A 23288-nucleotide genomic window follows, 5' to 3' on the forward strand; every position below is an offset into this window, starting at 1 on the left:
GGCGGCGCGGTACGGCGTACCGGATAGTCTTCGGGCCGTGACAGATCAGGAGTGGCCGTGGCCGGCCGGGGCGGCGACCGGCATCGGGTCGCTGCCGGGCACCGACATCGCCGAGGCCCAGCGGATGGTCCTCGGTGAGCTTCCCGCGCTGCCGCACCTGCCGGAGCTGCCCGCCCGCGGTCCCGGCGCGGACCTGATCGGCCGCACGGCCGGCCTGCTGGTGGAGCTGCCCGTGGAGCTGTACGCGGCCCGCTGGCGCATCGCGCCCCGGCCGGGGCGGGACCTGCGCCGCGCACGGGACCTGCTGGAACGCGACCTCGACCAGCTCGCCGAGCAGGCCGAGACGTACTCCGGCCCGATCAAGATCCAGGTCGGCGGGCCGTTCACCCTGGCCGCGTCGCTGGAGCTGCCGATCGGCGGTCGGATGGTGCGCGATCCGGGCGCCGTGCGGGACCTGACCGGGTCGCTCGCCGAGGGGGTCCGCGAGCATGTCGCCGCCGTCGCCCGCCGCCTGCCCCGGGCGTCGGTGCTGCTGCAGGTGGACGAGCCGTCACTGCCCACGGTGCTCGCCGGGCGGGTGCCGACCGAGAGCGGCTTCGGCACGTACCGGGCGGTGGAGCCGGGGGTGGCCGGCGCGCTGCTCCGCGACGTCGTCGAGGCCGCCGGGGTGCCGGTGGTCGTGCACTGCTGCGCGCCCGACGTGCCGCTGGAGCTGATCCGGAATGCCGGCGCGGCGGGCGTCGCGCTCGACCTCAGCTTCGTCACCGACCTGGATCCGCTGGGCGAGGCACTCGACGCCGGGCTCGGGCTGCTGGCCGGCGCCGCGCCGACCCGACCGCCGTCCGGCGGTCGCCCGCCGACGTCGGCGCAGGTGGCCGACCGGGTACGCCAGCTCTGGGACCGCCTCGGGTTCCCGCGCCGCCGGCTCGCCGAGCAGGTGGTCGTCACCCCGACCTGCGGGCTCGCGAACGCCACCCCGCAGTACGTCCGGGCGGTGCTCACCGCCGTCCGGGACGCTGGACGGCGGCTGGCCGAAGACTGAGGTTTCCTGTCGTACGGGCGGGGCAGGATGGCTGGCATGATTGGACAGCTGCGCTCAGTGGTGATCGACTGCCCCGATCCACGGGCCCTGGCGGCGTTCTACTCCGAGCTGCTCGGCCTGCCGTTCGACCCGGAGGGGACCGATGGTGACGGCTGGGTGGTGATCTCGGGCAACGGGCACCGCCTCGCCTTCCAGCAGGCGCTCAACCTACGCCCGCCGACCTGGCCGGAGCCGGGCATCCCCCAGCAGTTCCACCTCGACGTGCAGGTCGAGGACGTGGAGGCGGCCGAGAAGCAGGTGCTCGCGCTCGGGGCGCGCCGCCTGCCGGGCGGTGGGCAGGACTTCCGGGTCTACGCCGACCCCGCCGGCCACCCGTTCTGCCTGGTCTTCAACGTCTGAGCCGCCGCGCCGCCGGCCGCTCAGAGGCCCTGGGCTGCCCTCAGCCCCGGCGGTCCGCACGCTCCACGATCTCGGCCCGCGACGCGCGCGTCGGCCGGTGTCCGCTGGGGCTGGCGGAGGTCGTCAGTGGACGGCATGATCGCGGGAATGACCGACCCCTCCCTCCGGCGGGCCGCGGGCTCGCTGTTCGGCCTCGCCTACGGTGACGCGCTCGGCAAGCCGACCGAGTTCCTGACCGTCGCCGAGATCACCCGACGGTACGGGCCGGCCGGCCCGCGCGAGCTGATCGGCGACCCCGCCCTGGTCACCGACGACACCCAGATGGCTCTGGCGGTCGGCTGGGCGCTGCACGAGGCCCCGCAGCTCGCGCCGGAGACGGTGGAGCCGCTGCTGCGGCGGCGGTTCGTGGCCTGGTCGGTGAGCCCGGACAACGATCGGGCCCCCGGCGTGACCTGCCTGCGGGCGTGCGCGGAACTGGCCCGGGGGACCCGCTGGCAGCACGCGACCGTCATCGGGTCGAAGGGCTGCGGAGCGAACATGCGGGTCACCCCGGTCGGTCTGCTCGACGTCGACCTCGACACGCTCGCCGGGCTGGCCCAGCTGCAGGCGGGGTTGACGCACGGCCACCCGACGGGTCTGGCGGCCAGCGAGCTCACCGCGTACGCGGTGCGGCTGCTGCGCGACGGCACCGTGCCGGCCGAGGTGCCGGCGCTGCTCGCGGAGCGGGCCCGGGAGCAGCGGGGGATCTACCGGGAGGAGTGGCTCGGTGACCTGTGGCAGGTCGCCCGTGCCGCCACCCCGAAGGCCTTCATCGCCGCCGGGTGGGACGAGTGCGACGCGATCCTCGACCGCCTCCGGACGGCGCTGGCCGGGCCCGACGACGGCGGCGACCCCTGCCGGCACACCGGCGAGGGCTGGATCGCCGAGGAAGCACTCGCCACGGCCCTGTACTGCGCGATCCGGCACGCCGACGACCCGGTCGCCGCCCTGGCGCGCGGCGCCACCACCGCCGGCGACTCGGACTCCATCGCCGCGCTGGCCGGCGCCTTCGTCGGCGCGGCCCTCGGCACGCCCGCCTGGCCCGCCGACTGGGCCACCCGCATCGAGTACGCTGACCAGCTCTTCACCCTGAGCACCCTCCCCACCCGACACCCCTGACGAGCGCCCGGCCCCGACCCGGCCTGTTGATCAAGAGGTTTTCGGCGCATGGGAGCGGCTCGGCTGACGAAAACCTCTTGATCAACGCGTAGAGGGCGGGGCGGGGCGGGTCAGTGGGGGTGGCGGCGGATTCGGCGCCAGAGGGTCGGGTCGCAGGTGCCGGCCTGGTTGGCGAAGTCGGTGAGCGGGATGCGGGCCGGTTCGGTGAGCTTGACGAAGCTGTCGTGGTCGGCGTCCGCGTCCCAGTCCCGGGTCGGGATCGGGACGTGGTCGTCCCGCTCGCTCTTGTCCTGGCTGGTGATCTTCAGGACGTCGGCGCCCCGCTCGTCCGCGCGCAGCACCAGGCAGGGGCGGACCTTCGAGCCGCTGCCGTCGGCGTACGGGACGTCGGCCCACCAGATCTCCCCGGGGCGGGGCGCCCGGGCGGGCGTCGCTTCACCGGTACGCGGACGGGGCGGGGCGGCGGTACGGTCGCGGGCACCCCGGCGGGTGCGGGTGCCGGTGTCGCCACGCCCGCCGGCGCCACCACCTCCGCCGGGTCGGGTGCCGCCGCCCCCGCCCCGGGTGCCGCCGCCCCAGCCCCGGGTGCCGCCGGGCGCCTCGGGGCGGGTGTCGCCGGGCCCCGGGGAGTGGCGTCCGGCGCGGTGCCGCCACTCGTTCCACGCCCAGCCGGCCGTCACGGCCAGCACGATCGCCGCCGCCCAGAGCAGCCAGTCGGGCACGCGTACCCCCTTGATCACGAGTCGGCGCCGCGACGGCCCGTCGGGACCGGCCGGCGCGTCGTCCGGCGATCCTCGCACGTTCCGGGCGGGGTCGCCCCTCCTGGCGCGGCGGGTGGCCGGCGGAGTGTCCCACCCTGCCGATACCGTGCCGGGTAACGGAACAACGGGAGGTCACGGCGGTGTCCGACGACGTCATCGGCCAGCAGGTCAGTCCGGCGCAGGAGGCGGCGGCCGGCGCCGAGCCGACCCCGGAGGCACGGGAGCGGCACGCGACGCTCAGCCGTGAGCTGACCGAACATCAGTACCGCTACTACGTGCTCGACGCGCCGACCATCTCCGACGCGGAGTTCGACCGGCAGCTGCGGGAGCTGGAGGCGCTGGAGGCGGAGTTCCCGGCCCTGCGCACGCCGGATTCGCCGACGCAGCGCGTCGGCGGCGCCTTCTCCACCGAGTTCATCCCCGTGGCGCACGCCGAGCGGATGATGTCACTCGACAACGCCTTCAGCGACGAGGAGCTGGCGGCCTGGGCCGATCGGGTCGAACGCGACGCCGGCGGCCCGGTTCCCTACCTGTGCGAGCTGAAGGTGGACGGGCTCGCGATCAACCTGACCTACGAGAAGGGGCGGCTGGTGCGGGCGGCCACCCGGGGCGACGGCCGCACCGGCGAGGACGTCACGGCCAACGTGCGCAGCATCCGCGACGTGCCCGGCGAGCTGACATCGTCGGCGGAGTTCCCGGAGGTGCCCGAGCTCCTCGAGGTGCGGGGTGAGGTCTACTTCCCGGTCGCCGCGTTCGCGGACCTCAACGCCGGGCTGGTCGAGCAGGGCAAGGCGCCGTTCGCCAACCCGCGCAACGCGGCCGCCGGCAGCCTCCGGCAGAAGGACCCCCGGGTCACCGCGTCCCGCCCGCTGCGCCTGGTCGTGCACGGCATCGGCGCCCGCCGGGGCTTCCAGCCCACCTCCCAGTCCGAGTCGTACGCGGCCTTGAAGGCGTGGGGCCTGCCGACCAGCGACCGGTGGCGGGTCGTGCCGGACCTGACCGGCGTCGCGGAGTACATCGCCCACTACGCGGAGCACCGGCACGACGTCGAGCACGAGATCGACGGTGTGGTCGTCAAGGTCGACCCGGTCTCCATCCAGGGCCGGCTCGGCTCGACCAGCCGGGCGCCGCGCTGGGCGATCGCCTTCAAGTACCCGCCCGAGGAGGTCAACACCAAGCTGCTCGACATCCACGTGAACGTCGGGCGCACCGGCCGGGTCACCCCGTTCGCCGTCCTGGAGCCGGTCCGGGTGGCCGGGTCGACGGTGGCCCGGGCCACCCTGCACAACGCCCGCGAGGTCGAGCGCAAGGGCGTGCTGATCGGCGACACGGTCGTCCTCCGCAAGGCCGGCGACGTCATCCCCGAGGTGCTGGGCCCGGTGGTCGACCTGCGTCCGCCGGACGCCCGGCCGTTCGTCATGCCCACCACCTGTCCGGCCTGCGGCACCCCGCTCGCCCCGGCGAAGGAGGCTGACGTCGACATCCGCTGCCCCAACGCCCGCGCCTGTCCGGGGCAGATCCGGGAACGGGTCTCCTACCTCGCGAGCCGCAAGGTGCTCGACATCGAGGTGCTCGGCGAGAAGGCGGCGGCCGCGCTGCTCGACGCCCGGGTCATCGTGAACGAGGGGGACCTGTTCGCCCTCGGTCCTGACCAGTTGGCAAAATCGCCGTTCTTCGTCAACAAGGACGGCAGCCTCGGCAGCAACGCGGTGAAGCTGCTGGACAGTCTCGCCGTCGCCAAGGAGCGGGACCTGTGGCGGGTGCTGGTGGCGCTCTCCATCCGGCACGTGGGTCCGACCGCCGCGCAGGCGCTCGCCCGGCACTTCCGGTCGATCGAGGCGATCGACAAGGCCAGCGAGGAGGAGTTGGCCTCCGTCGAGGACGTCGGGCCGACCATCGCCGCGAGCATCCGCGAGTGGTTCGCCGTCGACTGGCACCGCGAGGTGGTGCGCAAGTGGGCCGAGGCCGGCGTCCGGATGGCGGAGGAGGCGGTCGACGAGGGGCCCCGCCCCCTGGAGGGGGTGACCGTCGTGGTGACCGGCACGCTCTCCGGCTTCTCGCGCGACCAGGCGGCCGAGGCGATCCAGTCCCGGGGCGGCAAGGTCAGCGGGTCGGTCTCCAAGAAGACCGCCTTCGTGGTGGTCGGCGACAACCCGGGCTCCAAGGCCGACAAGGCGGCGAGCCTCAAGGTGCCGGTGCTGGACGAGGACGGCTTCCGCGTCCTGCTCGACTCCGGTCCGGACGCCGCCCGCGAGGTCGCCCGCGTCGAGGGCTGAGCGGGGATCTTGCGCGCGTATACCAACTTAATTACGACTACGACCGATTCGTGACTGTCGTACGGGGAATCCCGGTACCTGGGGCGTTTCATTGGGACACGGCGTACGCATGGGTACGCCGTTCGTGATCGCCGGAGGTGTGATGGAGACCGCCGACCCGCGCAACTCCGTCCCACCAGGACGGGTGGCGCCGTTCTCCGTCTTCGTGGCTGCGGTCATCGCCGTGGCCATGCTGGCCTCGGCCGGCCCTCTGCTCGCGTTCGCCGACCAGGTTTCCCGGTTGCCCGCGGCGTTCTGGACCATGGCCGTGCTGGCCGTCGCCTGCGACGCCCGTCCGTTCGTCCCGCCCGGGCGGCGCCAGTCGTCGGCGGTGTTCCCGTCGACGTGCTTCACCTTCGCGATCCTGCTCGGCTGGGGGTTGGGCCCCGCGGTCGCGGTGCAGGCGGTGGCCGTGGTGGTGTCGGGAGTCCGAATGGGCTACGCCCCCTGGCGGACCGCCTTCAACGCCGGGCAGTACGCCTGCGCGCTCGGTGCCGCGTACGCCGTCACCCGCCTCGGCCCCGGCGACCTGTTCGACGGCGGCCGGCTGCGGTGGACCGACGTGGCGGTGGTCGCCGCCGCCACGGTGGCCTGGTTCCTCGTCAACTACGGCCTGGTCAGCTCGGCGGTCCGGCTGCGCTTCGGTGAGCGCTGGCTGCCCGGCCTGCGGCAGGGCCTGGGGTTCGAGCTGCTGTCCACCGGCTCGCTGCTGCTGCTCGCCCCGGTGCTGGTCACCGCCGCCCGAGCCAGCGCGGCGCTGATCCCGCTGGTGCTCGTGCCGCTGTTCGCCGTCTACCGGATGGCCCGGCTGAGCGTCGAGCAGCAGCAGCTCGCCTCGCTCGATCCGCTCACCGGGCTGCCCAACCGCAAGGCACTGCTCGCCGAGGTCGGCGAGCAACTGCACCTGCACGCGGAGCGGGCGGCGCGCGGCGAACCGCACGCCCGGCTGGCGCTGCTGCTGATCGACCTGGACCGGTTCAAGCACGTCAACGACGCGCTCGGGCACGCGGTGGGTGACCGGCTGCTGGTCGAGGTGAGCGCCCGCCTCACCGAGGTCGTCGGGCGGGACATGGTCGCCCGGCTCGGCGGGGACGAGTTCGCCATCGTGATGACGGGGCTGACCGACGTCGGCGAGGCGCGCGAGGTGGCCGACCGGGTGGTCGCGGCGCTGGCCGAGCCGGTGCCGCTGGACGGCCTGCCGCTGGACGTCGGCGGGTCGATCGGCATCGCCCTCTTCCCGGACCACGGCGATGACTTCGCCACCCTCATGCGCCACGCCGACGTGGCGATGTACGACGCGAAGCACCGCAACGACACGGTCGCCGTGTACGCGGCCGAGTCCGACCACAACTCCGCCGAGCGGCTCGGGCTCCTGGCCGACCTGCGCCGGGTCCTGGAATCCGGCACGTCGGCCGCCGAACCCCCGACGGGCGACCGGGCGACGGCCGGCCCGTCGACCGTCGAGACAGCGGCGGGCGGTACGGCCGGGGGTAGTGCGGCGGGTGACACGGCCGTGGGCAGCGCGGCGGGCGGTACGGCCGCGGGCAGCGCGGCGGGTGACACGGCCGCGGGCGACGCGGGGAGGGACGGCGCGGCGGGTGCCGCGACCCGGCGGACCGGGGACGCGGCCCCGGCGACCGCCCACGCGGGACCGGCCGGCGAGCCGGCCCCGGACGCCGGCGGCCCGACCGTCGACGCCGGCCAACCGGGAGCGGAGGGGGGCGACACCGACGCCGGACAGGCCGGCGCGGAGACCGTGGGCGCGGAGACCGTGGGCGCGGGGGCCAACGGCCGGAGCGGAGAGGTGACCGAGCCGGTGCTCGCTCCCGGCGGGCCCGCGGTGGCCGCGGTCCCGGCCACCGCAAGGGGCGGGGACGGCGCCGCACTGGCGGCCCGGGACGGCGGCTCCCGGACCGGCCGCTGGCGGTTGCGTGGCCGGCGGCAGCGCGCCGACCTGGTGCACGGCGACGAGCTGATCCAGCAGATCGTCACCGCCGCCGACCCGATCCGCCGCCGGGCCGCGCACGCGGCCGGAGCCGCCGCGCACGCGACCGGCGCCGCCGACCTCACCGAGCCCGCGCGGCGCGACGACCGCGCCCGCCCTCAAGCTGGGGGACGGAACGGATCGCGGGGCCGGGACGGCACCGGCGGCCGCCGCGACGGCACCCCGCACCGTCGGGGCCGCGGCGACACGGCGGACCGGCACTCCGGTGAGCCGGCCGCCGACGCCGGCGAGATCACGATGTACTACCAGCCGCAGATCGCGATCGCGACCGGGGAGGTGGTAGGTGTCGAGGCGCTGCTGCGCTGGCGGCACCCACGGCGGGGGATGGTCGACCCGGAGGAGCTGATCCGGGTCGCGGAGCAGAGCGCCGTGATGCGCCTGCTCACCTTCCGCGTGGTCGACGACGTGGTGGAGCAGCTGGCGAAGTGGTCGGCGGCCGGCGTCGGCCTGCGTGCCTCGCTCAACGTCAGCGTGCGGGACCTGCACACCGGCGAGATCGCCGACCGGATCGCCGACCGGCTCGCGCGGCACGGCGTACCGCCGCAGCGCCTCCAGCTGGAGATCACCGAGGGTGCGCTGATGGCCGACCCGCGCCGGGTGCTGGCCACGATCTCGCGGCTGCACAGCCTCGGCGTGGGGATCGCGCTGGACGACTTCGGCACCGGGTACTCGTCGTTGCAGCACCTGCGCCGGCTGCCGCTGTCCGAGGTGAAGGTCGACCGCTCCTTCGTGCTGGGCATGGCCGAGGACGCCGACGACGCGGCGATCGTCACGTCGATGATCGAGCTGGCCGGCGCGCTCGGGTTGCGGGTGGTCGCCGAGGGCGTCGAGGACGAGCGCACCTGGCGGATGTTGTACGCGGCCGGGTGCGACGCCGCCCAGGGCTGGTTCTACGCCCGGCCGATGCCGGCCGAGGAACTCGTCGCCTGGCTGGCCCGGTACCGCCCGGTCCGCCCGGCCGCCGGCCCGGACACCGCGATCCCGCGCCGACACGCGCGCTGAGCATGCGGCGGGACACGCGGGCGTCGCTGGACCGCGTCACAGCCGCTGGCCGGGCCGGGCCGGGGCCGCGAGGGAACTGTGGCGGGTCGGAGGGGGAGTCGGGGACGCGTCGCCGGAGCGGAACAATAGACTCGCTCCGGTCACCGCGCGTCACGCACCACCGCCGCGCGGTCGGCGTAGGCAGACGCAGCAGGACAGCCACGAAGGGGGCACCGATGGCCGCCATCTCCCGCGAGGAGGTCGCGCACCTGGCGCGACTGTCGCGGCTCGCCGTGACGGAGGAGGAGCTGGACACCTTCGCCGGCCAGCTCGACGTGATCCTCCAGGCGGTCGCCCAGGTCGGCGAGGTCGCCGCGGCGGACATCCCGCCGACCTCCCACTCCGTGCCGCTGACGAACGTGCTGCGGGAGGACGTGGTGACGCCGTGCCTGACCCCCGAGGAGGCGCTGTCGGGCGCGCCCGACGCCGAGGAGCAGCGGTTCCGCGTCCCGCGGATCCTGGACGAGGATGTGGCATCGTGACTGATCTGACGAAGCTCAGCGCCGTCGAGATCGCGGCACTCGTGGCCAGCGGCGGCACCAGCGCCGTCGAGGTCACGCAGGCCCACCTCGACCGGATCGCCGCCGTCGACGACCGCGTGCACGCGTTCCTGCACGTCGACACCGAGGGCGCGCTGGACGCCGCACGCGCCGTGGACGCCCGCCGCGCGGCCGGTAAGCCGCTCGGCCCCCTCGCGGGCGTGCCGGTCGCGGTCAAGGACGTGCTCACCGCGAAGGGCGTGCCGACCACCGTCGGGTCGAAGATCCTGGAGGGCTGGCGCCCGCCGTACGACTCGACGATCGTGCAGCGGCTGCGTGACGCGGGCACGGTGATGCTCGGCAAGACCAACATGGACGAGTTCGCGATGGGCTCCTCCACGGAGTACTCGGCGTACGGCCCGACCCACAACCCGTGGGACCTGAGCCGGATCCCGGGTGGCTCGGGCGGCGGCAGCGCCGCCGCCCTGGCCGCGTACGAGGCGCCGCTCGCGATCGGGTCGGACACCGGCGGCTCGATCCGCCAGCCCGGCGCGGTCACCGGCACGGTCGGCGCGAAGCCGACGTACGGCGGGACCTCCCGGTACGGCCTGGTGGCGTTCTCCTCCTCGCTGGACACGCCCGGCCCGTGCGCGCGTACGGTGCTGGACGCCGCCCTGCTGCACGAGGTGATCGGCGGCCACGACCCGCGCGACTCGACCTCCATCCCGGCCCCGGTGCCGGACGTGGTGGCCGCCGCGAAGCTCGGCGCGACCGGCGACCTGACCGGCGTCAAGCTGGGTGTGGTCAAGGAGTTCGCCGGCGAGGGCGCCGAGCCGGGCGTGACGGCCGCGTTCCGCGAGGCGGTCGACACGCTCACCAAGCTGGGCGCCGAGATCGTCGAGGTCTCCTGCCCGCACTTCAAGTACGCGCTGCCGGCGTACTACCTGATCGCCCCGAGCGAGTGCTCCTCCAACCTGGCCCGGTTCGACGGTGTCCGCTTCGGCCTGCGGGTCGGCGACGACGGCAACCGGTCGCTGGAGGAGGTCATGTCGCTGACCCGCGAGGCCGGCTTCGGCCCCGAGGTCAAGCGCCGGATCATGATCGGCACGTACGCGCTCTCGTCGGGCTACTACGACGCGTACTACGGGCAGGCGCAGAAGGTCCGCACGCTCATCACCCGGGACTTCACGGCCGCGTTCGAGCAGGTCGACGCGCTGATCTCGCCGACGACGCCGTTCGTGGCGTTCCCGATCGGGGCGCGCACCTCCGACCCGTACCAGATGTACCTGGCCGACCTGTTCACCATCCCGACCAACCTGTACGGCGGCCCGGGCATCTCGGTGCCGTGCGGCCTGTCCGAGGGGCTGCCGGTCGGGCTCCAGGTCATGGCGCCGACGATGGCCGACGACCGGATGTACCGGGTCGCGGCCGCGCTGGAGAGCGCCGTCGGCACGTTCACCCCACCGGCACTGTGAGGCAGGAGCACCGATGACGACGACACTGCCCGCGTACGACGAGGTCGTCGCGCGCTTCGAACCGGTGATCGGCCTGGAGACCCACGTCGAGCTGGGCACGAACACCAAGATGTTCTGCGGCTGCCCGACCGACTTCGGCGGCGCGCCGAACACCCGGGTCTGCCCGGTCTGCCTGGGCCTGCCCGGCTCGCTGCCGGTGGCCAACAAGGCGGCCATCGAGGCGACGATCCGGATCGGTCTGGCGCTGAACTGCTCGATCGCCGAGTGGTGCCGGTTCGCCCGGAAGAACTACTTCTATCCGGACATGCCGAAGAACTTCCAGATCAGCCAGTACGACGAGCCGCTCTGCGTCGACGGTTACCTGGACGTCGAGGTGAACGGCGAGCTGGTCCGGATCGGCATCGAGCGGGTGCACCTGGAAGAGGACACCGGCAAGACGCTGCACGTCGGTGGCGCGACCGGTCGCATCCACGGCGCCACCGAGTCGCTGGTGGACTACAACCGGGCCGGCATCCCGCTGGTCGAGATCGTCACCAAGCCGGTCACCGGCACCGGCGCGCTGGCGCCGGAGGTGGCCCGCGCGTACGTCACCGAGCTGCGGGACGTGATCCGCTCGCTCGGCGTCTCCGACGTGCGGATGGAGGAGGGCTCGCTGCGCTGCGACGTGAACACCTCCCTCAACCTGCGCGGGCAGGAGTGGGGCACCCGCACCGAGACGAAGAACGTCAACTCGCTGCGCTCGGTGGAGCGGGCGGTGCGCTCGGAGATGATCCGGCAGGCGTCGGTGCTCGACGCGGGCGGCCGGATCACCCAGGAGACCCGGCACTTCCACGAGGACACCGGCGACACCACGCCGGGCCGGTCCAAGGAGACGGCGACCGACTACCGGTACTTCCCCGAGCCGGACCTCGTGCCGCTCGCGCCGGACCCGGCATGGGTGGCCGAGCTGAAGGCCGCCCTGCCCGAGCTGCCCCGGTTGCACCGGCGTCGCCTGCAGGAGCAGTGGGGCCTGTCCGACCTGGACATGCAGTCGGTGCTCAACGCCGGCGCGGTCGAGCTGATCGAGGCGACCGTCGCCGCCGGCGCGACCCCGGCCGCCGCCCGCAAGTGGTGGCTCGGTGAGCTGTCCCGCCGCGCCAACGAGGCGGGCGTCGAGCTGGCCGACGTCGGGGCCACCCCGTCGCAGGTGGCCGAGCTGCAGAGCCTGGTCGACGCCGGCAAGCTCAACGACAAGCTGGCCCGCACCGTCCTGGAGGGCGTGGTGGCCGGCGAGGGCTCGCCGACCGAGATCATGACCAACCGCAACCTGGAGGTCGTCTCGGACACCGGCGCGCTGACCGCCGCCGTGGACGAGGCGATCGCCGCCAACCCCGACATCGCCGACAAGGTCCGCGGCGGCAAGACGGCCGCCGCCGGCGCGCTGGTCGGCGCGGTCATGAAGACCACCCGCGGCCAGGCCGACGCCAAGACCGTCCGCGAACTGATCCTGGACCGCCTCGGCGTCTGACATGCAAGGAAGGGCCCCTTCTTAACGCCTCGCGTAGAGGAAGGGGCCCTTCTCAACACCCCCGACACCCCGCACCCCTCGGAGGGCGTCAACGGCGACGCCCGGTTGGAGTCACCGTGAACCAGCACGACCTCGACGTCCTCGACGAGATCCAGCGGCGGGTGCTCTGGCTCGCCACCCGCATCGTCGACGCCGCGAACCACGACCGGGACACCGGTGACGGGGTGAAGGTCGGCGGGCACCAGGCGTCGAGCGCCTCGCTGGTCACCGCGATGACCGCGCTGTGGTTCGCGCACCTCGACGCCGAGGACCGGGTCGCGGTGAAGCCGCACGCCTCCCCGGTGTTCCACGCCATCCAGTACCTCCTGGGCAACCTGGACCGGTCGTACCTGACCAGGCTGCGCGCCCGGGGCGGCCTCCAGTCGTACCCGTCGCGGACCAAGGACCCCGACGGCGTCGACTTCTCCACCGGCTCGGTCGGTCTGGGCGCCGCCGCGCCGCTGTTCGCCGCGGCCACCCGCCGGTACGTCGACGCGCACTTCGGCGAGCGTCCGCGGTCCCGGTTCATCGCGCTCATCGGCGACGCCGAGCTGGACGAGGGCAACATCTGGGAGGCCGTCGCCGACCCGGCGACCACCGGCCTCGGGAACGTCATGTGGGTGGTCGACTTCAACCGGCAGTCCCTGGACCGGGTCGTCCCCGGCGTCCGGATCGACCAGTGGCGGGGCCAGTTCGAGGCGGCCGGCTGGCACGTGGTGGAGGTCAAGTACGGCCGGCGGCTCGCCGAGGCGTACGCCCGGCCCGGCGGCGAAGCGCTGCGCGGCTGGATCGACGCGATGCCGAACGAGCAGTACCAGTCGCTGTTCGGGCTGGCCGGGCCGGCCCTGCGCAAGCAGTTCCTCGACGGCGCCCCGGCGGGCGTCGCCGAGCTGATCGCGGACGTCTCCGACGACGAGCTGGGCCCCCTCGTCACCGACCTCGGCGGGCACGACCTGGAGGCGATGCTCGACGCGTACGCCCAGTGCGACGCGGTCACCGACCGGCCCAGCATCGTCTTCGCGTACACCGTCAAGGGCTGGGGCCTGCCGATCGCCGGCAACCCGCGCAACCACTCGGCGCTGCTCACCACCGAACAGGTCGACGCGCTGCGAGCCGCGCACGGCCTGACTCCCGGCACGGAGTGGGACCGCCTCGACCCGGCGTCCCCGGCCGGCATCAAGGCCGGCGAGCGCCGGGAGGCGCTGTCCCGCGCGCCGCGCACGCGGGCGCTGGGCGTCACGGTCCCGGAGACCACGCGGGTACGCGCGAGCAAACCGATCTCCACCCAGGAGGTCTTCGGCCGGGTGCTGGTCGACCTGGCCCGCGACCCGCAGGTAGGGCGGTACCTGGTCACCACCGCGCCGGACGTGGCCACCTCGACCAACCTCGCCGGGTTCATCAACAAGACCGGGGTGTTCGCCCCGACCGCGCAGCGGTCCTGGAGCGAGGACCGGATGCTGCGCTGGACCGAGAGCCCGGCGGGGCAGCACATCGAGCTGGGCATCTCGGAGATGAACCTGTTCCTGCTGCTCGGGCAGCTCGGCCTGTCCTGGGACCTGTCCGGTCAGCCGCTGCTGCCGGTCGGCACCGTGTACGACCCGTTCGTGCTGCGCGGCCTCGACGCGTTCCTGTACGGCACCTACTCCGGGTCCCGGTTCGTCGTCGCGGGCACCCCGTCGGGCATCACCCTCGCCCCCGAGGGCGGCGCCCACCAGTCGACGATCACCGCCAGCGTCGGCCTGGAGCTGCCCGGGGTCACGTTCGTCGAGCCCGCGTACGCGGCCACCCTGGACTGGCTGCTCTGCGACGCGTTCGGCCAGATCGCCCAGGGAGCGGCACCCGCCGCCACCGCCGCGCCCGCCGAGGACGGCGCGTACTACTTCCGGCTCAGCACCCGCCCGATCGACCAGGCGCCCTTCGAGGCGGCCCGCGCCCGCCTCGGCGACGCGGTGCTGCGCCGGCAGGTGCTCGCCGGTGCGTACCGCCTCGTCGACGCCCACCAGGCGTACCCGCACCTGGCCGATGCCCCGGTCGTGCAGCTCGCCGCGTCCGGCGCGGTCCTGCCGGAGGTGCTCGCCGCCGCCGCGGAACTGGCCGAGGAGGGCGTCGCCGCGCACGTCGTGGACGTCACCAGCCTGGACCGCCTGTACCGGGCGTGGCAGCGCACCCTGCGGCAGGGCGTCCGCACCGCCACGGTTCCCAGCGTCCCCGGTGCCCTGCGGTCGGCCTTCGCCGACCGGGTGCCGGTGGTGACGGTGCACGACGCCGCCTCGCACGCGATGGCCTGGCTCGGCTCGGCGGTCGGCGCCCCGGCGGTGCCGCTCGGGGTGGACGAGTTCGGCCAGTCCGGCAGCGTCACCGAGCTGTACGAACTGCACGACCTCCTCCCCGGCAGCATCGTCAACGCCGCCCTCGCCGCCCTGTCCCTGCGCTGACGCGGGGACCGCAGGCCGCCCGGTCGACGCGTATGCCCGGCGGGCCGCCGTGGACGCCGGCCCGGCGCGCTGCGGGGGCGGCCCGGATCAGCGGGTCGGGGTCGGGGTGACCGGGGCCGGGGCGCCGGCCTTCGGGTCCTCCACGATGTGCCGCTGGAGGTTGACCTGGGCCTGCCCGGTGCCGCCCACGGTGATGTCGTCGTACGCCTGGAGCAGCTTGTCCTTGTCGTCGAAGTACAGGACGCTCATCGACAGGGGCGTCGGCTGTTCGCCCTCCAGGCCGCGCAGGCCGGCGCCGCCGCTCGAGCCCTGCACCATCAGCAGCGTGGGTGCCTGACCGGGCGCCTGCGGCAGCTTGGACACCTCGCGCCGGTGGGTGTGGCCGGCGAGCACCAGGGGGCAGGTGCCGGCGAGCGGCCCGGCGGACGCGGGATCGTGCACCAGCGCGATGTTCACCTTCCGGGGCGAGCTGCGTGCCGTCGCGGCGAGCTTGTCGCCGACCCCGATGAGCTGGTTGGCGGTCTCCCTGGTCAGGCCGCTGCCCGCCGGCGAGGTGCTCTTGTCCGGGGTGAAGCGGGGGTCGCCGATGCCGGCGATGGTCAGCCCGGCGACGGTGGTGGTCGTGTTGTCGAGCACGATCGCGTTGCGCTGGCGGGCCACCGCCGCCGCCGTACGGCCCGAGTCGTGGTTGCCCCGGATGAAGACGTACGGCTTCTGGAGCAGCCCGATCGCGCCGACGTACGACGCCTCCGGCTCGCTGCCCCAGTCGGTGATGTCGCCGGTGTCGATCACCACGTCGATGTTGAACTGCTCCACCACGGTGCGGATCAGCTGCCAGGCCGTGGGGTTGAGGTGCATGTCGGAGATGTGCAGTACCCGGGTGGTGTCCGGGTCCGGCTCGTACACGGGGAGCGCCGAGACGGTGGTGTAGAGCTGGCTGACGTTGCCGACGAGGCGCTGGAGCTGCTCCGCGTACCGGGTGTAGTCGTTGGCGATCCGGCGGGCGTCACCGACGATGGCCGGCGCGTTGACCAGCAGCCCCTCGTAGCGCGGCTCCTCGATGGCCTGGGGGCGCAGGGTGGCCGCCGCGGTGCCGAGGCTGCCCGCGGTCACCGCCAGCGCGAGCCCGCCCGCCCAGGCGGCCCGGCGGGTGTCCCGGAACACCAGCAGGGCCAGCAGCAGGGTGACCAGCACCGCGGAGGCCACCGTACGCAGACCGAGCCGCATGACGCCCTCCCGGACGTCGTCCACCGCGGTCTGGCTCGCCTGGCTGATGCTGGCCGGGTCGTGGAGGAGCGCCTCGGTGCGGCTCTGGTCGAGCGCGCCCAGCTCCACGGTCAGGTGGGTCGGCCCGTCGTGGCTGTCGAGCAGCAGCGCGCCGAGCGGGGGAACGTCGACGGTGGTGCTGCCGGCGAGGGCCGGCGCCACCGTCAGGTCCGCCTGGAACGGCCCGATGTCGGTGCTGACCCGGCCGCCGGCCAGCGCCCCGATGATGACCCCGGCCAGGGCGACGGCGAGGACCGCCAGCGTCACACCCGTCGCGCGGAGGGCCCGCCGGCCGCCCGCCCGGCGGCCGGTCGGCCCGCCAGGCGGGAACCGCCGGGTACGGCCGGCCTCGGGGGCCGGGCCGTCCCGGCCCTCGTTCTGCTCGTTCTGCTGCCCGTCCATGCTGAGATTCTGACCTGCCCGCCGAGGGATCTTGGCAAACCTGCGCGTGTGGTGTGCCGCGGTGTCAGCTTCGTCCGGCTCCGCCCTCGGCGAACACCAGGCGCAGCAGCCGGTCGTCCTCCGGCGCCGGGTCGCCGCGCCCGTCGTGGTTCGACGTGCTCACCCACAGCGAGCCGTCCGGCGCCGCGGCGACCGCCCGCAGCCGGCCGAAGCGGTTGGTCAGCAGGTCACGCGGCTGGCCGAGCACCGTCCCCGTGCCGGTCAGCTCGACCAGCCAGAGCCGCCGTCCGCGCAGGCAGGCGGTCACCAGCACCGACTCCGCCCGGGCGAGCCCGGAGCAGGAGGCGTCCGAGGTGGGCCACTGGGTGATCGGGTTGACGAAGCGACGGTCGTCGGAGCGCCCCTCCACCTGCGGCCACCCGTAGTTGCGGCCCTTCACGATCTCGTTGATCTCGTCCCAGGTGTTCTGTCCGAACTCAACCGCGTACATCTTCCGGTTGGCGGCCCAGGTGAACCCCTGCACGTTCCGGTGCCCGACGGACCAGACCGGCGAGTCGGGGAACGGGTTGCCGGGCGACGGCTTCCCGTCGGTCGTGATCCGCAGGATCTTGCCGCCGAGGCGCTTGACGTCCTGCGACTGCGGTCGCTCGCCGGCGTCGCCCGTGCTGGCGTAGAGCTGGCCGTCCGGCCCGAACGCGAGGCCGCCGCCGTTGTGGATGCCCGCCTTCGGGATGCCGGTCAGGATCGGCTGGGGCCGCTCGCCCAGCCGGAGCCGTGCGATCCGGTTGTCGCGTTCGGCCGTGTAGTAGATGAAGACCGTCCGGTCCCGCTGGTAGCCCGGCGAGACCGCGATGCCCATCAGCCCGCCCTCGCCGCCCGCCGCCACCTCGGCGATCGTCTGCACCACGGTCACCTTCAGGCCGTCGGGGCCGGACTCCGGGCCGACCTGAAGGATGCGGCCGCTGTCCCGTTCGGTCACCAGCGCGCCCCCGTCGGGCAGGAAGGCGATGCCCCACGGCACGCGCAGCCCCCTGGCGAGCACGGTGGCCACGACCTCCTGGCCGGCGCCGCCGGGGCTCGCCGTCGCCGACGGCGTGGGGAAGGTGGGCGGCTCACCGGCCTGGTCCGGCTCCGGCTCACCGAAGGTGCAACCGGTCGTCACCAGCAGCGCCGCGCACGACGCGGCGAGGGCCGCGCGGAGGCGGCGGGTGCGAGGGTACGGGGGACGGGCGCTCACCCGGCCCAGGGTAACCCGCCGCGGCGGCGATCCGGGCCCGCCGGGCATCGACGGTCGGCGGAACGGAGGTCAGCGGGCGCGCCGCATCGACGCGTCGGCGACGGTCGCCCTGGTCACCGACCCGGTGTTCCCGTTCGGGCGCCGGCGAGAGCCCTGAAGGGCGGCCGGCGGGCCGAGGGCCTATCGTCGGCGGGCGTGAAGGTGTGGATCCCGCACGAGACCGGTCCGTCCCTGCTCGGTGACCTGCCGCCGGGCGTCACGGTGGAGGTGGTGCCGGATCCGACGCGACTCCCCTCCGCGGTGTCCGACGTACGGTTCTGGGTGCCGCCCTTCCTCGCCGGTCCGGCGGCCACCGCCCTGCTGCGGGACCTGCCCGACCTCGAGGTGGTGCAACTGCTCTCCGCCGGGGCGGACGCGTGGGTCGGCCGGATGCCGCCCGGGGTGACTCTCTGCGACGCGCGCGGGGTGCACGACCCGGCCACGGCCGAGTGGGTGGTCGCGGTGATCCTCTCCCACCTGCGGGCTCTCCCGGCGCTCGCCCGGGCGCAGGCCCGCCGCGAGTGGGCGTACGCCGAGGTGACGCCGACCGACGAGTTGACCGGCAAGCGGGTGCTCATCGTCGGGGCCGGCTCGATCGGCGCTGCCGTCCACCGGCGCCTCGAACCGTTCGAGGTGACCCTCACCCTGGTCGCCCGGACGGCCCGGCCCGGCGTGCACGGCGTGGCCGAGCTGCCTCGGCTGCTCCCCGAGGCCGACGTGGTGGTGCTGCTGGTGCCGCTGACCGACGAGACCCGCGGGCTGGTCGACGAGGCGTTCCTCGGCGCCATGCGGGACGGCGCGTTGCTGGTCAACGCGGCGCGTGGCCCGGTGGCCCGGACCGAGGCGCTGGTCGCCGAGCTGCGTACCGGCCGGATCTCGGCCGCGCTGGACGTGACCGATCCCGAGCCGCTGCCCTCCGACCATCCGCTGTGGACGATGCCAAACGTGCTGCTCACCCCGCACATCGCCGGCTCGGTACGCGGCCTGCTGCCGCGGGCGTACCGGCTGGTGGGGGATCAGGTCCGCCGGTTCGCCGCCGGGGAACCGCTGATCAACGCCGTCGTCGACGGCTACTGAGCCGCGCCGGGCAGGCTCTGGCCGGTGGCCGCGACCAGTCGGGGCAGGTCCTTCCCCCGTACCGCCGGCAACTGCACCTCCCGGCCGTCGTCGAGGCGGGCAACCGCCCGGCCGCGCGGATCGGTAGCCAGCTCGACGACCTGGTCCCACGCGATGCGGCGCTCCCCGGTGAGCGCCCGCAGGCGCAGCCCCCGGGGGTCGGCGTCGGTGCCGGCACGCCACGCCCACACGCCCAGGGCGAGGGGGACGAGCAGCACCGGCAGGAAATACCACCTCGCGCTGGCCAGCGGCAGGGCGCCGAAGAAGGCGATCACCGCGGCGACCGGGATGGCCTGGCTGTGCCGGAACCGGACGGTGTCGGAGCTGCTCACCTCCCGATGATCCCACCCTGCTCCGGTGCCGGCTGCGGCGGGCCGTACGGGTCGGGACCTGCTCGGATAGTGACGCGCGTCACGGTAGGGTGGGCGTCACCGCCCGGGCGCCGGTTCGTTTTCGAAGGTTGGGCAGCGGACTTCGTTCGCGTCCCGCCCCGCCGCACCGCCCCCGTGCCCCCTCACGAAGGCGATCGCCGTGCCCCTCGCGTACCCGCTCCGCGCCCCGGCCCGCCGACCGGCCCTGCCGGAGGTCGTCGTCCTCGCAGCGGTCACGCTGCTCCTGTTCGCTGCCGCGGCCGGACCGCTGCCCGCCCTGGTCGTGGTGGCGCTCACCGCGGCGGCGGGCACCGCGCTCGCCGGCACCCGGCTGTCCCGGCTGGCCGCCGTTCCACCCCGTCCGGCCGTGCGCGACGGCGACACCCGGGCGGCCGCGCGGCGACGGGCGGCCCGACCCCGGCGGGTCGCCGCTCTGCTCGACGCGGCCGTCGTCGTCGCCGGGCTCAGCGCCGCCGTCCTGCCGCTGGCCGACGACGCGCAGCGGAGCACCGCCGCCGTCACCGGACTGGCCGGCGCGGCCGTGCTGTTCGGGGCCGGCCTGGCCGCGTTGGCCGGCCCACCGCGCCCACCGGTCCGGGCCCGGCTGCGCCGCGCCGCCGACGCGGCCGGTCCGGGTGCCGGCCTGGCCCTCGCCGGGTGGCTGCTCCTGCCACGCGACAGCCTCGGCCCGCCGGCCCGCCTCGCGGCGGCGGTGGCGCTCGGCGCGTTGGCCGTCGGCGCGCTCACCACCCTGACCGGGCCGCACCGGAACTCCGGTGCGGCCCGGTGCCGGGGTGGGGCGGCGCTCACGCTGACCGGCCTGGTCGTGCTCGCCACGCTGACCGCCGGCACCCTGCCGGACCGGGCGGGGCTGCTGGCCGTACCCCCGCTGGTGGGCGGGGTGCTGCTGACCGCGGCGGGCGCGCGGCGGGCCCTCCGTCCGGAGCTGGATCCACCGCCGCGGCCGACCGCCGTCTGGCCGCGGGTCGTGGTGCCGGCGGTCGCCGTGGTGGCGGCCACCGCCTGGTGGCTCGGCTCCGGCCTCGCACGCGACCCGACGGCCGTGCTGCTCGCGCTCGCCGTGGTCCCGCCACTGGTCCTCCGGGAGCTGCTACGGCCCCGCCGGCGTCCGGACGAGGCGCGGGTCCCCACGGCGGCGGGCGGCGCGGTCGGGTCGGGTGGCGCGGCGGCGGTCGCGGGCGAGCCGGCGGTCCGGTCGGACCCGGCGCTGTCCGACCGGACCGGCCCGACCGGGGACCGGAGCGCGCTGCTGCGGGCGCTCGCCGTGCTGCGGGACGCGCCGCCCCCGTCCGGCGCCCTGCTGGTGGTGGACCTGCACGTGCCCAGCGTCGACGCGGCGGAGCAGCTCGCCGGTCCGGACCTGGCGGCCGAGGTGGCGCGCCGGACCCGGGCCGTCCTCGGCCCGGCCGACCTGGTGGCCGATCTGACCCACACGGGTTTCGCGGTGGCGACCGACGTCGGGCCGATGATCGCGTACGCGCTGGGGACCCGGCTGGTCGCCGCGCTCACCCAGCCCTACCAGGTGCCCGGAGCGGCGGTGCGGCTCCAGGTCAGCATCGGGCTGGCCGAGACCGGCGGGACCGCCCCGGAGGACGTGCTGCGCCAGGCGGACCTGGCACGCCGGCGGGCCGTGCAACTGGGCCGGGACCGGGTCGAGTGGTACGACGCCTACCTGGAGGAGCAGCTGGTCCGCCGCCTGGATCTGGAGCGGGAGCTGCCCGGGGCGGTCGCCCGGGGCGAACTCGACCTCGTCTTCCAGCCGGTGCTCGGGCTGGCCGACCAGGAACCGGTGGGCGCGGAGGCGCTGCTGCGCTGGCGCAGCCCGGTGCTCGGCACGGTGCTGCCCGCCGAGCTGCTGCCGGTGGCGGAGGATCTCGACGTGGTGGGCGAACTGGGCTGCTGGGTCCTCGACCGGGCCTGCCGGCAGCTGGCCGCCTGGACCGGGACCGGGCGTGAGCTGTGGATGGCGATCAACGTGAGCGTTCGCGAGCTGACCGCGCCGGACTTCGTGCCCCGGACGGCGGCGGTGCTCGACGCGTACGGGCTGGCGCCGGATCGGCTGGTCGTCGAGGTGACCGAGCCGAGGGTGGCGGCGGAGCTGCCCACGGTGGTGGCCCGGCTGGCGGGGTTGCGGTCGTTGGGCGTCCGCACCGCGCTGGACGACTTCCGCGCCGAGCACGCGTCCCTCGCGCAGCTGCGCCGCCTCCCGATCGACCTGCTCAAGGTCGGCCCGCAGCTGGTGAACCGCGGAGCGGACGCGCAGGGCCCGCTGATCGACGTGGTGGTGAGCGTCGGCGACCGGCTCGGGCTGGAGATCGTGGTCGAGGAGTTGGAGTCGGCGGACCAGGTGGCGGGCGCGCAGCGCGCCGGCTGCCGGTACGGGCAGGGGTTCGCCCTCGCCCGGCCGGCCACCGCGGAGCGAGTCGAGGCGTACTTCGAGGAGTTCCCGTACGCGTCCCGCTGATGCCGCCTCGGCTGAATCGGTTCAGGCCGCCCGGGGCGGCGGTGCGGTGCTGCCGCGCGGGGTGAGGTGGGCGGTCGCGTCCCGGAACTCGCCGACCGACGCCCCGCCGATCACCGCGAGCAGTTGCCGGGCGGCGTGTGCGCCGTACGCGGGGATGTCCCGGCCCAGCGCCGTCAGCGGCGGGTGCACCAGCCGGCACAGCGGCGAGTCGTCCCAGGCCACGATGGACAGATCACCCGGGACGGCGAGCCCCATCTCCTGCGCCACCGACAGCCCGGCGATCGCCATCACGTCGTTGTCGTAGATGACCGCGGTGGGCCGTACGGGCGAGCTGAGCAGGCGCCGGGTGGCGCGGGCGCCCTCCTCGCCGGTGTAGTCGGACGGAACGGTGAACGCGTCGGCCAGATCGAGCCGCCGGCACACCTGGGTGAAGGTCTCGGTGCGGATGGACGTGTGCAGCAGCTCGGGCAGGCCGCCCACCCGGGCGATCCGGCGGTGGCCGAGGGCGACCAGGTACTCCACGGTCTCCACCAGGGCCGCCGCGTCGTCGGACCAGACGCTGGCCAGCTGCCCCGTGCCGCCGGGGCCGCCGATCACGACGGCGGGCAGGCCCAGCTCCGCCAGGACCGGGACGCGTCGGTCGTCGGTGCGCAGGTCGCACACGAGCACCCCGTCCACCCGCCGCTCGCCCCACCACCGGCGGTAGACCGCGATCTCCGCCTCCTGGTCGGCGACGACCTGGAGGGTCAGCGCGTACGACCGGGCGGAGAGCTCCGCCTCGACGCCGCTGATCAGCTCCATGAAGAACGGCTCGATCCCGAGCGTGCGGGCGGGCCGGCACAGCGCCAGACCGATGGCGTCCGAGGTGGAGCCGGACAGCGCCCGGGCGGCGCTGCTGCGGCTGAAGCCGATCTCCGCCGCGACGGCGAGGATGCGTTGCCGGGTGGCCTCGGAGACGCCGGGTTGCCCGTTGAGCGCGTACGAGACCGCTCCCTTCGACACCCCGGCGCGTCGTGCGACGTCGGCGATGGTCGGCCGCTTCACCGGCGCCCCCTTCGTGCTCCGCCGCTCCCGCGTTGTCGGCGGCTGGTGATCACTTGCTCGGTTCAGCCTACGTCAGCCGGGGCGTGGGCGGAAACGCCGGACCGCGCGCAGAGGTGCCTCGGGAAGCGCTCCACCACGCATGGGCGCGCTCCCAAGGAGTCCGGACGGTACCGGCAGGTCGCTCCGCTAGCCGGGCGTTGACACGGTGACAGGGCGCCCGTACGGTGGCGTCACTTATCCGGTTCAGTATACGTCTCTCGATTCGGGGAGCGATGTGATGACGCGATCCCTGACCCGGTGGGCGAGGACAACCGCCGTCGTTGCGGTCAGTCTCGTCCTGGTGGCGGCGTGCAGCGGCAACAGCGGTGGCGGTGCCGTGGCGCGTCACCGCCACCGTCACCCGGCTGACCCTGACCGGTGAGCCGCGGGCGAAGACCGCGGTCGAGCTGGACGTGCCCGCGTACTCCTCGGTGGTGCGGGCGCTTCCGACGGAGCTGGCGCGGCCGGAGGAGGCCCTCGACCCGTTGGCCGAAGTCGATGAGGCGCTGGTGACGCTGCTCCCGGGTGAGTCGGCGACCTTCACCGTCCGCACCGGCGGTCCGCTGGACATCGCCGCGCTGACGTCCCGCCCGGTGTTGCGTTGCGTGAACGACTGACCGGCCGGGTCGCGCG

General features: G+C 74.8%; 17 protein-coding genes. 12 read left to right on the top strand and 5 right to left on the bottom strand.

Going from position 1 to position 23288, the window contains the following annotated elements; all coding sequences use genetic code 11:
• The first annotated feature begins 37 nt into the window (after positions 1–37).
• The 3 genes from ACTMS0_RS18605 (at position 38) to ACTMS0_RS18615 (ending at position 2599) form a co-directional block, all read left to right on the top strand.
• Complete coding sequence (locus ACTMS0_RS18605) at positions 38–1042, top strand: methionine synthase (protein ID WP_441156487.1); 1005 nt, start codon at positions 38–40, stop codon at positions 1040–1042.
• A gap of 36 nt (positions 1043–1078) precedes the next feature.
• On the top strand, positions 1079–1441 hold the full coding sequence (locus ACTMS0_RS18610) for a VOC family protein (protein ID WP_441156488.1): 363 nt from the start codon (positions 1079–1081) through the stop codon (positions 1439–1441).
• Positions 1442–1588: 147 nt separating this feature from the next.
• Positions 1589–2599 carry an ADP-ribosylglycohydrolase family protein gene (locus ACTMS0_RS18615; RefSeq protein WP_441156489.1) on the top strand — a complete coding sequence of 337 codons (1011 nt, stop codon included), beginning with the start codon at positions 1589–1591 and terminating at the stop codon, positions 2597–2599.
• A 110-nt stretch (positions 2600–2709) separates the two neighbouring features.
• On the opposite strand, the gene ACTMS0_RS18620 is transcribed toward ACTMS0_RS18615, so the two are convergent.
• Entirely contained in the window at positions 2710–3321 is a 612-nt protein-coding gene (locus ACTMS0_RS18620) for a type II toxin-antitoxin system PemK/MazF family toxin (RefSeq protein ID WP_441156490.1), read from the bottom strand.
• 179 nt (positions 3322–3500) lie between these two features.
• Between ACTMS0_RS18620 and ligA the strand changes: the two genes are divergently transcribed.
• The 6 genes from ligA (at position 3501) to ACTMS0_RS18650 (ending at position 14656) form a co-directional block, all read left to right on the top strand.
• A complete protein-coding gene (gene ligA / locus ACTMS0_RS18625) occupies positions 3501–5636 on the top strand; it encodes an NAD-dependent DNA ligase LigA (protein WP_441156491.1) in 2136 nt (711 codons plus the stop codon).
• A 142-nt stretch (positions 5637–5778) separates the two neighbouring features.
• Positions 5779–8682, top strand: a complete 2904-nt coding sequence (locus ACTMS0_RS18630) for an EAL domain-containing protein (protein WP_441156694.1) — start codon at positions 5779–5781, stop codon at positions 8680–8682.
• A 215-nt stretch (positions 8683–8897) separates the two neighbouring features.
• Complete coding sequence (gatC, locus tag ACTMS0_RS18635) at positions 8898–9203, top strand: Asp-tRNA(Asn)/Glu-tRNA(Gln) amidotransferase subunit GatC (RefSeq protein WP_088995614.1); 306 nt, start codon at positions 8898–8900, stop codon at positions 9201–9203.
• Positions 9200–10675, top strand: a complete 1476-nt coding sequence (gatA, locus tag ACTMS0_RS18640) for an Asp-tRNA(Asn)/Glu-tRNA(Gln) amidotransferase subunit GatA (RefSeq protein ID WP_441156492.1) — start codon at positions 9200–9202, stop codon at positions 10673–10675. The genes gatC and gatA overlap by 4 nt, the downstream gene beginning before the upstream one ends.
• Before the next feature lie 13 nt (positions 10676–10688).
• The gene (gatB, locus tag ACTMS0_RS18645; protein WP_441156493.1) at positions 10689–12182 is read left to right on the top strand and encodes an Asp-tRNA(Asn)/Glu-tRNA(Gln) amidotransferase subunit GatB; all 1494 of its coding nucleotides are present in this window, start codon (positions 10689–10691) and stop codon (positions 12180–12182) included.
• A 116-nt stretch (positions 12183–12298) separates the two neighbouring features.
• Positions 12299–14656 carry a transketolase-like TK C-terminal-containing protein gene (locus tag ACTMS0_RS18650; protein WP_441156494.1) on the top strand — a complete coding sequence of 786 codons (2358 nt, stop codon included), beginning with the start codon at positions 12299–12301 and terminating at the stop codon, positions 14654–14656.
• Positions 14657–14743: 87 nt separating this feature from the next.
• Here the strand turns inward: ACTMS0_RS18650 and ACTMS0_RS18655 are convergent, their stop codons facing one another.
• Entirely contained in the window at positions 14744–16324 is a 1581-nt protein-coding gene (locus ACTMS0_RS18655; RefSeq protein ID WP_441156495.1) for a metallophosphoesterase, read from the bottom strand.
• Positions 16325–16388: 64 nt separating this feature from the next.
• Positions 16389–17561: a PQQ-dependent sugar dehydrogenase gene (locus ACTMS0_RS18660; RefSeq protein WP_441156496.1), complete on the bottom strand. Its 1173-nt coding sequence runs from the start codon at positions 17559–17561 to the stop codon at positions 16389–16391.
• A gap of 195 nt (positions 17562–17756) precedes the next feature.
• On the opposite strand from ACTMS0_RS18660, the gene ACTMS0_RS18665 reads away from it, so the two are divergent.
• Complete coding sequence (locus ACTMS0_RS18665; protein ID WP_441156497.1) at positions 17757–18677, top strand: 2-hydroxyacid dehydrogenase; 921 nt, start codon at positions 17757–17759, stop codon at positions 18675–18677.
• On the opposite strand, the gene ACTMS0_RS18670 is transcribed toward ACTMS0_RS18665, so the two are convergent.
• Entirely contained in the window at positions 18671–19048 is a 378-nt protein-coding gene (locus ACTMS0_RS18670; protein WP_441156498.1) for a PH domain-containing protein, read from the bottom strand. The two genes, ACTMS0_RS18665 and ACTMS0_RS18670, sit on opposite strands and share 7 nt — an antisense overlap.
• A 199-nt stretch (positions 19049–19247) precedes the next feature.
• Between ACTMS0_RS18670 and ACTMS0_RS18675 the strand changes: the two genes are divergently transcribed.
• Positions 19248–21572: an EAL domain-containing protein gene (locus ACTMS0_RS18675; RefSeq protein WP_441156499.1), complete on the top strand. Its 2325-nt coding sequence runs from the start codon at positions 19248–19250 to the stop codon at positions 21570–21572.
• A gap of 21 nt (positions 21573–21593) precedes the next feature.
• Here ACTMS0_RS18675 and ACTMS0_RS18680 read toward each other — a convergent pair whose 3' ends face one another.
• Positions 21594–22616, bottom strand: a complete 1023-nt coding sequence (locus ACTMS0_RS18680; protein WP_441156500.1) for a LacI family DNA-binding transcriptional regulator — start codon at positions 22614–22616, stop codon at positions 21594–21596.
• 365 nt (positions 22617–22981) lie between these two features.
• Here ACTMS0_RS18680 and ACTMS0_RS18685 point away from each other — a divergent pair, with 365 nt between their 5' ends.
• Positions 22982–23272, top strand: coding sequence for a hypothetical protein (locus ACTMS0_RS18685; protein ID WP_441156501.1), 291 nt, complete (start codon positions 22982–22984; stop codon positions 23270–23272).
• Positions 23273–23288: the final 16 nt, after the last annotated feature.

It is taken from the genome of Micromonospora sp. H33 (assembly GCF_052068455.1).
Taxonomy (GTDB): Bacteria; Actinomycetota; Actinomycetes; order Mycobacteriales; family Micromonosporaceae; genus Micromonospora.

Excerpts from the sequence above, each read along its gene's own strand:
- ACTMS0_RS18610 (WP_441156488.1), top strand. The coding sequence starts at position 1,079 with ATGATTGGACAGCTGCGCTCAGTGGTGATCGACTGCCCCGATCCACGG.
- ACTMS0_RS18615 (WP_441156489.1), top strand. The coding sequence starts at position 1,589 with ATGACCGACCCCTCCCTCCGGCGGGCCGCGGGCTCGCTGTTCGGCCTC.
- ACTMS0_RS18630 (WP_441156694.1), top strand. The coding sequence starts at position 5,779 with ATGGAGACCGCCGACCCGCGCAACTCCGTCCCACCAGGACGGGTGGCG.
- gatC (WP_088995614.1), top strand. The coding sequence starts at position 8,898 with ATGGCCGCCATCTCCCGCGAGGAGGTCGCGCACCTGGCGCGACTGTCG.
- gatB (WP_441156493.1), top strand. The coding sequence starts at position 10,689 with ATGACGACGACACTGCCCGCGTACGACGAGGTCGTCGCGCGCTTCGAA.
- ACTMS0_RS18655 (WP_441156495.1), bottom strand. The coding sequence starts at position 16,324 with ATGGACGGGCAGCAGAACGAGCAGAACGAGGGCCGGGACGGCCCGGCC.